This is a genomic window from Actinoplanes couchii, from assembly GCF_016862075.1.
In the GTDB taxonomy this organism is placed as follows: domain Bacteria; phylum Actinomycetota; class Actinomycetes; order Mycobacteriales; family Micromonosporaceae; genus Actinoplanes; species Actinoplanes couchii.
On the sequence record NZ_BOMG01000004.1, the window covers coordinates 116,997 to 129,831 of the forward strand.

Consider the following 12,835-nt stretch of genomic DNA (forward strand, 5'->3'; position numbering starts at 1 on the left):
TGCCTTATGAGGCAGACGACAAGCGGGCAGATGGCAGCCACCTACCAGCGGATTTCAGCCGACCGGGAAGGCCGAGAGCTGGGTGTGACCCGGCAGCTCTCAGAGAATCGGTCTCTTGCCGAGCGTGAGGGACTGGCCCTGATCGGCGGGGAGCCGTACACGGACAACGACATCTCAGCCAGCACCAGCGCCAGAAAGGAGCGCCCGCAGTATCAGCGCCTCCTGGCCGATGCCCGCGCCGGCCGGATCAAGGTGATCGTCGCTCTCACGCAAGGCCGGCTGACCCGGACACCGCGGGAGTACGAAGACCTGATCGACCTGGCGACGAAGTATGGCGTCCGGTTCCTGTACGTCAAGTCGCCGAGCTTCGATCTCAACACCGCGCAGGGCCGGGGCATCGGCCGGACGATGGCCGCTCGTGCCGCTGAGGAGGCGGAGGAGACCTCGGAGCGCGTGCTCGACGCAGCCCGGCAGCGTGCCGAGAAAGCCGAACCGCACGGGCATGGCCGGGCGTACGGCCTGCGCAAGGGCGGGCGCGCTCTGCGCCCGAAAGAGGCGGCAGAGATCGAGCGATGGGCAGCCCACGTCTTGGCCGGTGGATCGCTGAAGGCGATCGCAGATGACCTGAACGAGCGTCGGATCAAGAGCGCGAACGGCGGCATCTGGCGATCGGCGAACGTCGGCCGGATCCTCCGCGCGCCACGGATCGCCGGACTTCGGCTCTACCAACCACCGACCCCACCGGGCGAGGATCCGCCCGAGCCGATCGAGTACCCAGCTGCACACCCGGCGATCGTGCCAGTGGCTACCTGGCGCGCTCTGCGCGTCATCCTGGACGACCCGAAGCGGCTGACCAACGGCGGCGCCGTGCAGCTCCAGTTCCTCGGCACCGGGTTGTATCGGTGCGAGCGCTGCGAGGGGAGGACGGTGGCCAGCAGCCGGAACCGGGCCAAGCAGCGGACCTACAAATGCCCCGGTTGCTGGCGAACCTGGAAGGCCGAGCCGATCGACGAGTGGATTGCCGGTGCGGGCGGCATCGTCGAGCTGCTGCTGACGAAGGAAGACGAGCGGCAACGTCTACTCCCTCGGCCAGAGAAGTCCGCAGGCGCGGTGGACACGGCAGCGCTCGAAGAGGAACGCCGCGTGATCGGCGTGAACCTCGGCGAGGTAGCCGCGGAGTTCGCTCTGGCGAAGTCCGGCGCGGTGCGCAAGGCGCTGCAGGACGCGATCCACAAGGCGGAAGCGCGGCTCGCGGAGATCGACGCGGCGGTGGTTGCCGCGGGACGGGTGGACCCGCTGACGGAGGTGCTCGGGGATGACCCGGTAGCGGCATGGCGGGCGATGCGCGATGTCCACCGCAGGCAGGCCCTGATCCGCCGGGTAATGACGATCACCCTCGGTACGCCGCTCCGGGGCAGGCAGCCCTTCGACCCGAAGCGTTTCATCACGGTTGAACCCCTCTGACCTGCGACAAAAACTTTATCGATATGCATGTAAAGAATGGTGAGGGGCCTCCGGAAACGGGGGCCCTTTTCGAATGTCCGCCCGATCCTTGAAATGTCATCTTGCGGATGCCGTTAGCTAGCTCGTAACGTATCGATCGAGCCGCAGGGCTCCGGCCGGCGTGGGTCGTGATTTCAACTGCAACAAATGTCTCTTCACATGGCGCGCAATCTTCCACCTACTTCCGGAGGAATTGCCGTGTCTAAAACGGCTCTTCGCGGCAGCAGTGCCGACCCCGAGTTCCGCTCCCAACGTGCCCGGCGCGCTGGTGCTGAGCGGCACTCACCCGAAACGTACGCCCGCTCCATCGCTGCTCGCTGGCCGGATCTGTCCACCGAGAAGCGGGCAGAGATCGCGGCGCTGCTCGCGCCGATCGTCGCCGCCGAAGCCCGGGTATGACGAACGGGCGGCCGATTCAAGATCAGCACCGCCCGTTCGTGTCTTTGTCCGAGACCAGCCGATCATAGCGCCTTGCGCGCCGATTCGGCACCCCTGGAATGGAGCAGTCGTAATGGCAACTGATTTGAACTGTCCTGAGTGCGACGAGCGGCTGTTGTGGGATCCGTTCTGGGTCGTCCGGCACTCATCTACCGGAGTCAAGCCCCCGCAGCACCGCAGCGATTCGGCGTGCTGGTTGAACACGAAGGTCCACACCAACGACATCGAATGGACTCAGAGGTCAGAGATTCTCGCCATTCCCGAGATGGAAGAGGAAGAGGCCCTAGCCGCAGCGCACGCGCTCACGGGAATGGACCTCTGGCGTCTCTGCCAGGTGCTCGGTTCCGCTGCTGGGTATCGAGACCCACGTTGGTTCGAGTTCGATATCTGGCGCGAGAAGGCCACCGAATCTCTGCGTCACAGGGCTGACTCACGCCGCCAACAGGAACAGTGGGAACGGGATCGCCCCCGGATCGAAGCCGAGAGGCTCGCTCGGGAGCAGGAGCAGGAGTGCAAGGCTGCCACGGCGTGGCGATCGTTCGTCGACACGCATGACCGAGCGCTGGAACTCGCACCGCAGACGGGTGGGGGAGTTCGCTTCATGTGCCCGGAGTGCGGTTCGCCGGCTGCTGCGGGACCGTACGTTCATGGAGTCTGGGCGACGCACACATTGAAGTCCGGGCACCACTTCGAGTCGGGAACGTACTCGGGAAGCTGCCCGCTCGCGACGCGTTGGGACCGGGACGACCGAAGCCCGGAGATTCAGATCGACCTCCTGCCCGCGAACCCTCCGGTGTCGGTTCGTACCGAGCCGGAGGAGATCGAGGGCACGCTCACCCTCGACGATGACGACGCCGGAGACGACCGGGAGTGGCTGCTGCCGGGGCTGATCGGCCAGGGGGACTACCTCTCGCTCTTCGGGCCGTCTGGGCTCGGCAAGTCGCTGCTCATGCTCGACTGGTCGCTCCGGATGGCGCAGCGCGGGATCCGGGTGCTCTACCTCAACAAAGAGAACCCGCGGGCGGCGATCAAGGCGCGGCTCAAGGCGATGAAGGCACCTCGCGACCTGGCGAACCTGACCATCTTGCCGTTCGTCCAGATCCCCGACCTGGCGACCCCCGAGGGCGCGGCGGCGCTCGCGGGCATGGCTGAGCGGAACATGGCGGACCTGATCGTGTTGGACACGATTTCGAAGTTCAGCTCGGTCGGGCAGGCCACCCAGTCCGACCGCTGGACCACGAGGTACAACCGGTCCTTCGTGCCGCTGTTGGATCGGGGCGTGGCGATCATGCAGATCGACCACACCGGCAAGGGCGGTCAGCCTGTCGAACGAGACTCGGGTGTGAAGCGGGACAACGTTTCGATCGCGTACGCCCTCATGCCGGGCAGTGCGGAGGGGGCGCTCGTGCTCACCCGGGCGAAGAACCGCGTGCACTACCCCGGGGACGACGCGATCACGCTGAACCGCGTCACGAGCCCCACCCTGACACACACCACGGGCGCCCCGGTGGATCCGGAGATCCTCGGAGCGCTGCGCGACCTGGACACGGCGCAGGTGCCGATCGACGCCTCGCGAGACAAAGCCCGGGATGCACTGAAGGCGGCCGGCATCTCGATGGCGAACGATCTGCTGGGACGCGTGCTGCGGCTCCGTAGGGCCTCGGACGAAGAATGATCTCCGTCCGGACGGCGCGGACGGCTCGATCGGCCAGGGAGAAGAACCCCAGGTCGGAGGCAGTCTGCGCCGTCCGTCGCAAGATCGTCCGGAGCGCGGACGGCGTTTCCAAAACCCCAGTTCAGAGGGGGTCCGTCCGGAGCCGTCCGGTCCGCGCGATCCGGACGGACGGCGCGCAATAAAGCCCCAGCTCAGGCCCGGTCCATCCGTCCGGACCGTGTCACCGGTCCGTGCGGGGGGTCAGTTACGTAGTACTGACCCCGCCGTCCGGGACCGAAAGAACAGCGGATCTGAGAAACAAAGAATCAAGATCAACTCAGGAGGCTCCCATGTCGTACCGAACCTGGCTCTGGCTCATGCTCGCCGGGAAGATCGGGGTCCTGCTCTTCATCTTCTGGCCGAGATGAACGCGCTACTGGAAGTCCGGATGGTTGGGATCGACAGGGAGCTGTACCCGCCTGGGCGTGATGGGGCGAGGGGTTCCGTCAGTGGAGGGGCGCGGGGCAGTGGGGCGTGGAATCGGATTGACGGCGCGATTGGGCGGCAGGGCAGGTCTCGGCTCAGTCAGGCGGTAGTCCACACTGCGGACCGTGATCGGTCGCGGTTCGCTCTCAGGATCAATGTCGCTGACGTACCACCCGATCACCAAAAGCGGCTTCGGCTCAGCGTTGACCCAAAGCGGATAGTTCTGCGGAATGATCATCGATGCCTCTCGCTGTCGCGAATTCCGATGGTGCTCACCAGGTTCTGGCGGACGGCAGTCCGATGAGCACCTGGACTCAGCGCAACGGCAGCACCAGCGCATGGCGCAGGGTGCGGGCTGAGGTGCTGGCGAGAGACGCGGGGCGTGGGTGTCGTGCGTACAGGGATGGGTGGTGCGCACGGCCCGGTGTGAAGCAGCACGTGTGCACGGGGCAGCAACAGGCAGTGCACCACACGCTGGGCCTGCGTGCCGGCGATGACCCGCGCTACCTGGTGGCCTCGTGCACCGCATGCAACACCGCGATCGGTGATCCGAGCAGATCAGGCGACCCACCCGGCACCGGGTCCACGCGCTGGTGAGAATCCGTCGCGATTCTTCCTCATAAGGCCTTGACAAACACCCGCTGACCTGTATCTTCTCTCTCCCCGATACGTACCGATCGGTACGGAAGGAACCCGATCATGAGCCGTACCGATCTCTCCGCACTGGTCGGCAGCGCGGAGCCCCGGATCGCCACCCCGCCGTTGCGCGAGCTGACCCCGGAAACCTCTGAGGGCTTCGCGGTGATCGCCTATGCCCGCGACGTGCTCAACATGCCGCTGCTGCCGTGGCAGGAAACCGCGGCGATCCGGGGTCTCGAGCTACTGCCCGACGGCCGGCCCCGCTTCCGGATCCTGCTGCTGCTGATCGCGAGGCAACAGGGCAAGACCGAGTTGCTGACCGTGCTGTGCGCGTACTGGATGTTCAAGCTCTCCCTGGCCGTGATCCTCGGGACGAGCACGAAGATCAGCACGGCGCGGGAGCCCTGGCGCAAGATGATCCGGCTCGTGAACAGGACCGAAGCGCTCGACGAGTTCCACGAGCCGGGGCGCAAGTGGGTCCGGAACACCAACGGTGAGCAGGAGTGCTGGACGATCGGCGAGGAGAGCCGGTACCTGATCAGCGCGGCGAACGAGGAGGGCGGCCGCGGTCTCACCCTGGACCGGGCCGTGATCGACGAACTCCGCCAGCACCACACTCGGGACGCATGGGAGGCCGCGGAGCCGGCCGCTTCGCACCCGCACAGCCAGATCTGGGCGCTGAGCAACGCGGGCTCCGCGCGGTCGGTCGTGCTGAACGATCTGCGTGCCGATGCGCTGGAGTTCATCGAGAACGGCATCGGTGACGAGCGGCTCGGGATCCTGGAGTGGTCGGCCCCGGAGGGCTCGGACCCCGAGGACGTGAGCGCGCTGCTGCAGGCGAATCCCCGGGTCGGGCACGGATACTCCCTGGCCGATCTGCTCGGCAAGGCGCGCGGGGCGAAGCGCCGGGGTGGCAGGTCGCTGTCCGGGTTCCTGACGGAGTACATGTGCTTGCAGGTCGGCTCGATGGATCCGGCGATCGACTACGCGGACTGGCTTGCGGCCGGCGAACCAGGTGACCTGTCCGAGGTGCGGTCCCGGGTGGCGATGGTGGTGGACGTGTCGCCGGACATGGAGCATGTCTCCGCGTACGCCGCGGCCCTGCTTGATGACGGCCGGGTCCGAGTCGATCACGTGGCGAGCTGGAGCGGCGCCCGCGCGGTGGACGAGATGCGGCACGAGATCCGGGGATGGGTGCACCGGGTGAAGCCGTCCGTGCTCGGTTGGTTCCCCAGCTCGGGGGCTGTCCTGGCCGCTGATCTGAAGGACCGCCGGAAGGCCGGCCGGCTCGGGTGGCCACCCCCCGGGGTCACGATCGAGGAGATCCGGACCGAGATCACTGCGGTCTGCGTCGGGTTCACCGAACAGGTGAAGGCTCGCCGCATCGTGCACAACGGGCAGGACATGCTCCTGAACGCTCAGGTGGAAGTCGCCGAGAAGGTCAAGAAGCCCGGCGGTGGGTTCGTGTTCGCCCCGCCGCCGCCGGTGAACGGGAGCAGCGGCCCGCCCGTTCACGCCGATGCGCTCTACGCCGCGGCCGGCGCCGCACACCTCGCTCGAGTGCTCCCGGTGAAGCGTAAGCCAGGCCGGATGATCGGCAGTTCGGTCTGATTCGGAGGTTGGTTCTCGTTCGTGCCGATTCTCTTAGTAGAGGCAAACACTCCGTTTGCCGCGATGAGAGGAGCCCGAGGTGGACGAGGAACCGAAGAGCATCACCGAACAGGCGTGGGAGCTGATCGCGCTGCATGGTCTGACCGATGACCAGCAAAACGCACGATTCCAGGCGGCGAACGAGGTGACCGTCGGGATCGGTGAGCCGAACAGTGTCGGCAACGAAGCACACGTGGTCGATTTCTCTGACCTGCACAAAGAGATCCAGCGACTGTGGGATGAGCATCGGGGAATGCTCCCGCCGAAATAGCTGCAGGCGCCTAATGCACTGAGTGCAAACTTGCCTGTTGAGCAAGTTTGCACTCAGTGCAATAATGGCGCTGTGAAGCTGACGTGGGGCCCTGGGAGCAAGCCGCACCGTGCCACCCGCAGATTCGACAGCGCCCCACTCCCGATCGGCCAGATGTTCGCCGGCATGCGCGACAGCGCCGGTGGGCTCCCGGTCTCCCGCGAGCAGGCTCTCTCGGTCGCTGCCGTGCAGCAGGGGCGCCGGATGATCGGCGCGGTCGCCACGCTCCCACTCGGCGCCTATCGGAGCGCGGACAACTTTCTGACGGACAACCCGCTCCTGCGGCAGTTCGACCCGGACGTTCCGAACGTCGTGCACCTCGGCCAGACCGTGGATGATCTCCTGTTCGAGGGGGTCTCCTGGTGGCTGGTGACGGCCCGGGATTTCGATGGCTTCCCGATTTCGGTCCGGCACCTGGCGCTGTCCTCGGTGGTGGTCCGGCCAGCGAACGGGCGCACGTCCCCGGCTCCGCTCCCGTCGGGCATCGATCCGCGTGGTGCCACCGTGTACGTGGACGGTGTGCAGACCTCATGGGCGGACTTGATCCGGTTCGATTCCGTCTCACCACCGCTGCTGGTCGTGGGCGCGCGGGCGATCCGTCGGGCGATGGCGCTCGATTCCGCCGCGGAGCTGTACGCGAATAACCCGAAGCCCCTCGACTACTTCACCAGCACCGGTGAGGCCGAGGAGTTGGAAGACGAAGAGAAGCAGGAACGCCTGGACAAGTGGCGGTTCTGGCGCCGCACCCGTTCGACCGGGTACGTCCCGAGTGACTGGGAGTACCACGAGGTAGAGGCTCCGTCCCCGCAGCAGCTTCAGCTTGTCGAGCTGTCCCGTCAAGCGTCGCCCCGCACTTGACCTTGGTGACGGTGAACTGGAACTTCCCGTCCCGTACCGCGTCGCCGATCTTCTTGACCTCGGCTCTTTTCGCCTCGGCAGGTTCTCCGGCGGCGGCCTCGACGCCGTCGGCCGCTGCGCCGGAGGAGTCGGCCGAGTCGGCCCCGCCGCTGGCGCACCCGAGCAGCACCAGGGCCACCGCCCCGCCGGCGATCCAGGTCCACATCTTCCGCTGAGACGTCATGGTGTTCGCGCTCCAAGTCGATAGCTCGCTTTGTGTGAAGTCAATGTACGAGACGTCTGGCGAGAGTGTCAACACAAGATTGTGAGTTGTTCACGGAAAGGGAAGCGCTCCCATCAAGATGAAACCTGTTCAGCTTTCGCGGTGTGCCGGCGCGAGCAGGGCGGAATGTTCGTCCACTTGGTCAACCTTCGTTCACATCCCGCCCCCAGGCATCTGCGCTGACCCGTTTACATTGCCAACCGGACTGGCTTAGGCTGCCGTTCCTGGCTGCACCTGGCCGGGGGGAGGGGCAACGGGGATGAGACTGGCGCCATGCTCGGTGACACCGGGCACTGTTCCGGCAGCGTGGCCGGGAGTCGCCAAATCCGCGATCCGCGCGCTGCAGCACGAGTTTCACCACGCCGACAAACACCGGCGTACGCACCACTCCTGGTTGTTGCGTGAGCAGTCGCGCCGCCTCCAGGAGGTGATCGACGGCGGGCCCGGTTTCGACGCCGCCGCCGCGCTGGCCGTCGGGTCACCGGATGCGCCGCGGCCCGCACGTGCGCCCGCGCCCTTCATCGGCGGCAGCGCCGCCCACCTCAACGGCGATCAGCGGTACGCGGTCGGCCTCGGTGTCACCCCCGGCGTCACCTGGCTGTGGGGCCCGCCCGGCACCGGCAAGACCGCCACCCTCTCCACCCTGGTCACCCAGCTGGCCGAAAAGGATCTGCGGGTCCTGCTGGCCGCACCGACCAACGCCGCCCTCGACGTCACCGTCAACGCTGTCCTGAAACAGACCCCCGCCCTGGCCGGCGGCGTCCTGGTCCGGCTCGCAGACCTGGGCGGCGAGCCTCTGGAGGACCGCCGCCGGATCTGCCGCGACGCCGGCATCGTGGCCGCGACCGCCCATCAGGTCGTGCTGGAGACGCTGCGCGAGCTGACCTTCGACGTGGTGATCCTGGACGAGGCCAACATGACCTCGGCGGTACTCGCCATGCTGGTGGCCGGCTCCGGCAGCGGCCACACCGTGCTGGCCGGCGACTTCCGGCAGCTGCCGCCGACCGCACAGGCCGACACCCTGGACGTGCTGGACTGGCTGTACCGCAGCCCGTTCGAACGGGCCGGTATCGCCCAGGCCGTGACCCGCGGCGAGGAACCGCCCGGCCTGGTCACCCTCACCGAACAGCACCGGATGCGGGACGACATCGGCCGGGTCGTCGGCCGCGCCTTCTACCCGGAACGCCCACTGCGGACGGCCGGCACGGTCAGCAAACGCCGCCGCCCGCGCCGGGCCTCGTGGGCGACCAGCGACCTGCTGCTGCTGGACACCTCCGGCCTGCGGCCGCGCACCACCGGCACCCGTTACAACGTGCCCCACCTGCAGCTCAGCGCCGCCCTGGTCCGGGGTGGCGCGGCGGTCCGCAGTCTCGGGCTGGTCACCCCGTTCGTATCGCAGGCCCGGCTGCTCGAATCGCTGCTCCCACCGAACCGCGGCGACTCCTGGACGGCCTCGACGGTGCACCGGTTCCAGGGCGGCGAACGCGACGTGGTCGTCTACGACACCGTCGACACCGGGTACGGCGTGCGCGACCTGCACCAGTGGTACACCGACGGCCACCCCGGCAGCACCGGCGCCCGCCTGCTCAACGTCGCCGCCAGCCGCGCCCGCGAACACCTGGTGATCGTCGGCGCGATGGACAGCCTGCACTGCTGGGACACCGACCGGGACGCGGTCTGGACGTTCTTCGAGGAACTGGAGGTACGCGCCGAGCACCTCGACTGGCAGGACCTCCTCTACGACTCCCCGGTGACCGAACACGTCACCCGGCACCTGGTCGACCGGCTGCGCATCGACCTGCGCGCGGCGTCGTCCGCCGACATCTGGCTGCCCAGGGCCGACCTGGTCAACCTGCAGCCGCTGGTCCGCGAACTGCGCGCGGTGCCGGCCGGCCGGGTCACCGTCTGGGTGGAGCCGGACGCCCACGGCGACCTGCCGGCACAGGCCCGGCAGGCGTACCGGGACGGCGTCAACATCCGCCCGGTCACCCCGATGCCGGAGTCCTTCGCCGTGATCGGCGACGTGGTCTGGTCGTCGGCGAACGCCCTGCTCGGCCCGGCCCCCGGCGAGATCCTGCGCACCACCCACCCGGCCCTGGCCACCGCGGTACGCCAGGCCCAGCGCCGCCGCTCCAACCTGGCCCCCGGCTCCGGCCACCCCGCACAGAGGTGCACCCGCTGCCGCCGCCTGCTGATCCGCTTCGAGACGTCGATCCGCGGCACCCCGGAAACCCGCCACGAGTGCCAGACCTGCGACCGAGCCGGAGTCGGCCGCCGATAGAGGCGATCAAGGGGGATCCTCGGGAGGTCGATGTCCCCACGTGGCTCTGCCCCGGATTCCCGACACCCCGGATTCCCGACGTAGCGTTGGTCCGGTGAGTGACATGCCGACGCTGGGGACCAGGTTCGCCGACGAGCTGCCCGAGATGGGGGTGGCGTGGCGGGCCGCCGTGCCGCCGAAACCCGAGCTGATCGTGCTCAACGAAACGCTCGCCGTCGAACTCGGCCTCGATCCGGAATGGCTGCGGACCGAGGCCGGGGTGCGATTCCTCTGCGGGCTCGAACTGCCGGACGGCGCCAAACCCGTCGCCCAGGGCTATTCCGGGCACCAGTTCGGCGGTTATTCGCCGAGGCTCGGGGACGGGCGGGCGCTTCTGCTCGGCGAGATCGGTGACCGGGATCTGCACCTGAAAGGGTCGGGGCGGACACCGTTCGCACGCGGCGGGGACGGGCTCGCCGCCGTCGGCCCGATGCTGCGGGAATACCTGATCAGCGAGGCGATGCACGCGTTCGGCATCCCCACCACCCGGTCGCTGGCGGTCGTTCGTACCGGACAGATGATCGTCCGGGAGAATCTGGCGCCCGGCGCGATCCTGGTCCGGGTCGCGGCCAGCCATCTGCGGGTCGGGAGTTTCCAGTTCGCCCGGGCCTCCGGTGATGTCGACCTGTTGCGGCGGCTCGCCGATCACGCGGTTTCCCGGCATTATCCGGGCGTCGATCCGCTCGGCCTGTTGCGCGGGGTCATCGAGGCGCAGGCCGAACTCGTCGGGCGCTGGATGCTCGTCGGATTCATCCACGGCGTCATGAACACCGACAACATGACCATTTCCGGGGAGACCATCGACTACGGGCCGTGCGCGTTCATGGACGCCTTCGATCCGGCCACCGTTTTCAGTTCCATCGACGAGGGTGGGCGTTACGCGTACGGCCATCAGCCCGCCATCGCCCAATGGAATCTGGCGCGTCTCGCGGAGGCACTTCTTCCACTTATCGACGACGACCAGGAAACCGCGATCGAGAAGGCGACGGCGGAATTGGCCGGTTTCCGCGCCCGCTATGTTTCCGTCACGCTCGACGGGTTCCGTGCCAAGCTTGGTCTTTCCGTGGCGGTGGACGATGCCACGGTTACCGCGCTCACCGAGGATCTACTGGCCCTCCTCAAGGCGCAGGAGGCCGATTTCACGTCGTTCTTCCGGAGTTTGGCCAAGGAGGAGGCGCCGGCGGAATTCGGTGATTGGGTGAAGCGCTGGAAGGCTCTCGACCCGAATGTGGCGGCCATGAACAGCGTGAATCCCGTCTACATTCCCCGCAACCACCTGGTCGAGGAGGCCCTGTCAGCGGCCACCGACGGCGATGTCATCCCATTCCGCGAGCTTCTGGAAATGGTCACGAACCCATTCACCGAAATACCGGGCCAGGACCGATTCGCCACACCCGCTCCGCCCGGCTCCGGCGTCTACCAAACTTTCTGCGGAACCTGATTCAGTACGATTGACCAAACGGTCCCCTGGCGGCCACGCGAGGTGAGCGCATCCCAACGCCGCCCCGCGACCGCCGGGCCGGATGCGGTGGTCACCGCTACCCCCGACGCCCTCTCAAAGCCGCGAGCTGAGGGGAGCGTATAGGTGCATTCGCCGCAGCGGTCCACAACACAGACGACAGCGAGTTCCCTGCCGCCCACGGGCGAGCTATCGAGGACAGCGTGTTCCCTACGGTCCATGGGCGAAGTGCCGAAGACGGCATGTTCCCGGCTGGCCGTAGGCGCCGACGTCCCGCCAGACCCCAACCCCGGCGAAGTCGGCCGAGCTGCGCTACCGCCCGAACGGCGACATCCACCTACGAATCCGGAATTCGCCCGGCTTCCTGCAAATCCGGAACTCACCCGACGCACCGCCCCGGTCCCGGGCAACTCGTAGACCTGGCCGTCGCCGCGACACCGACGTCGAGATGCTTGCCGCTCGCGCCGCGGTTCCGACCGGAAGTTCGGGCGTGCCACCCCACCAAGATGTCGGGAACAGCGATGCTTGCCGTCAGCCGTCAGCCGTCAGCCGTCAGCCGTCAGCCGTCAGCCGTCAGCCGTCAGCCGTCAGCCGTCAGCCGTCAGCTCAGCCCCGTCAGCATCCGCAGCCAGCACCCAGGTCACCTGGGCAGGCTCCGGCATGGGAAGAGGTTCGTCCTCGTAAGAGTAGATCTCCAGCGCGCCGAGCCGCCCGTCCTCGAGAAGCAATATCAACCCACCACCGGCCGTCCCGTCGATCCCGGAAACTTCCCCGCTGACCGGAACCGGGCTCTCCGCCTCGGACAAAACGGTGACCCGCTCATCCACGATCAGATCGATGGTTCCGCACCCACAGGTACAGCCCGCACGCGCCCGCACCGCGACAGCCTGTTCCCGAAGAGCGACGACCCCCGAAAAGTCATGCGCCAAAAGCTCCGAAAGCAGCCGCCGCTCAACACCACTGAGTTCCCGTCCAACCACCCAAGAAGCGTATCCACAGCCCAGCCCCGGTCCCCGAACGCGACGGCCAGACCAGACCAGACCAGACCAGGTCGGGCCAGGTCGGGCCAGGTCGGGCCAGGTCGGGCCGGCCCGGGCCGGCCCGGGCCGGGCCCGGAGGGAACCGAGACCCAGCCGCTCGCCCCCAAACCGGCAAGAGCGGCAAAATCCCCGGCGAGGGCGAGGGCGAGGGCGAGGGCGAGGGCGAGGGCGAGGGCGAGGGCGAGGGCGAGGGCGAGGGCGAGGGCGAGGGCGAGG

The 12,835-nt window shown here is 67.7% G+C and carries 10 protein-coding genes; 9 read left to right on the forward strand and 1 reads right to left on the reverse strand.

Going from position 1 to position 12,835, the window contains the following annotated elements:
• Positions 1-30 precede the first annotated feature (30 nt).
• The 9 genes from Aco03nite_RS01080 to Aco03nite_RS01120 all read left to right on the forward strand — a co-directional run bounded on the left by Aco03nite_RS01080 (position 31) and on the right by Aco03nite_RS01120 (position 11,561).
• Entirely contained in the window at positions 31-1,464 is a 1,434-nt protein-coding gene (locus Aco03nite_RS01080; RefSeq protein WP_203792640.1) for a recombinase family protein, read from the forward strand.
• Positions 1,465-1,701: 237 nt separating this feature from the next.
• Positions 1,702-1,902, forward strand: coding sequence for a hypothetical protein (locus Aco03nite_RS01085; protein WP_203792641.1), 201 nt, complete (start codon positions 1,702-1,704; stop codon positions 1,900-1,902).
• Between the two features lie 112 nt (positions 1,903-2,014).
• Complete coding sequence (locus Aco03nite_RS01090) at positions 2,015-3,616, forward strand: AAA family ATPase (RefSeq protein ID WP_203792642.1); 1,602 nt, start codon at positions 2,015-2,017, stop codon at positions 3,614-3,616.
• Between the two features lie 1,164 nt (positions 3,617-4,780).
• Positions 4,781-6,331, forward strand: coding sequence for a terminase large subunit domain-containing protein (locus Aco03nite_RS01095; RefSeq protein ID WP_203792643.1), 1,551 nt, complete (start codon positions 4,781-4,783; stop codon positions 6,329-6,331).
• Positions 6,332-6,410: 79 nt separating this feature from the next.
• Positions 6,411-6,641: a hypothetical protein gene (locus tag Aco03nite_RS01100; protein WP_203792644.1), complete on the forward strand. Its 231-nt coding sequence runs from the start codon at positions 6,411-6,413 to the stop codon at positions 6,639-6,641.
• Between the two features lie 72 nt (positions 6,642-6,713).
• Positions 6,714-7,538, forward strand: coding sequence for a hypothetical protein (locus Aco03nite_RS01105; RefSeq protein ID WP_203792645.1), 825 nt, complete (start codon positions 6,714-6,716; stop codon positions 7,536-7,538).
• An 11-nt stretch (positions 7,539-7,549) separates the two neighbouring features.
• The gene (locus tag Aco03nite_RS01110; RefSeq protein WP_203792646.1) at positions 7,550-7,753 is read left to right on the forward strand and encodes a hypothetical protein; all 204 of its coding nucleotides are present in this window, start codon (positions 7,550-7,552) and stop codon (positions 7,751-7,753) included.
• Positions 7,754-8,059: 306 nt separating this feature from the next.
• On the forward strand, positions 8,060-10,081 hold the full coding sequence (locus Aco03nite_RS01115; protein ID WP_203792647.1) for a DEAD/DEAH box helicase: 2,022 nt from the start codon (positions 8,060-8,062) through the stop codon (positions 10,079-10,081).
• A gap of 103 nt (positions 10,082-10,184) precedes the next feature.
• On the forward strand, positions 10,185-11,561 hold the full coding sequence (locus tag Aco03nite_RS01120; protein ID WP_203792656.1) for a protein adenylyltransferase SelO: 1,377 nt from the start codon (positions 10,185-10,187) through the stop codon (positions 11,559-11,561).
• Between the two features lie 605 nt (positions 11,562-12,166).
• On the opposite strand, the gene Aco03nite_RS01125 is transcribed toward Aco03nite_RS01120, so the two are convergent.
• The gene (locus Aco03nite_RS01125) at positions 12,167-12,559 is read right to left on the reverse strand and encodes a hypothetical protein (RefSeq protein ID WP_203792648.1); all 393 of its coding nucleotides are present in this window, start codon (positions 12,557-12,559) and stop codon (positions 12,167-12,169) included.
• Positions 12,560-12,835: the final 276 nt, after the last annotated feature.

What these genes read in the sequence shown, in the direction of transcription:
- Aco03nite_RS01080 (WP_203792640.1), top strand. Translation starts at nt 31, where the DNA reads ATGGCAGCCACCTACCAGCGGATTTCAGCCGACCGGGAAGGCCGAGAG.
- Aco03nite_RS01120 (WP_203792656.1), top strand. Translation starts at nt 10,185, where the DNA reads ATGCCGACGCTGGGGACCAGGTTCGCCGACGAGCTGCCCGAGATGGGG.
- Aco03nite_RS01115 (WP_203792647.1), top strand. Translation starts at nt 8,060, where the DNA reads ATGAGACTGGCGCCATGCTCGGTGACACCGGGCACTGTTCCGGCAGCG.
- Aco03nite_RS01095 (WP_203792643.1), top strand. Translation starts at nt 4,781, where the DNA reads ATGAGCCGTACCGATCTCTCCGCACTGGTCGGCAGCGCGGAGCCCCGG.
- Aco03nite_RS01090 (WP_203792642.1), top strand. Translation starts at nt 2,015, where the DNA reads ATGGCAACTGATTTGAACTGTCCTGAGTGCGACGAGCGGCTGTTGTGG.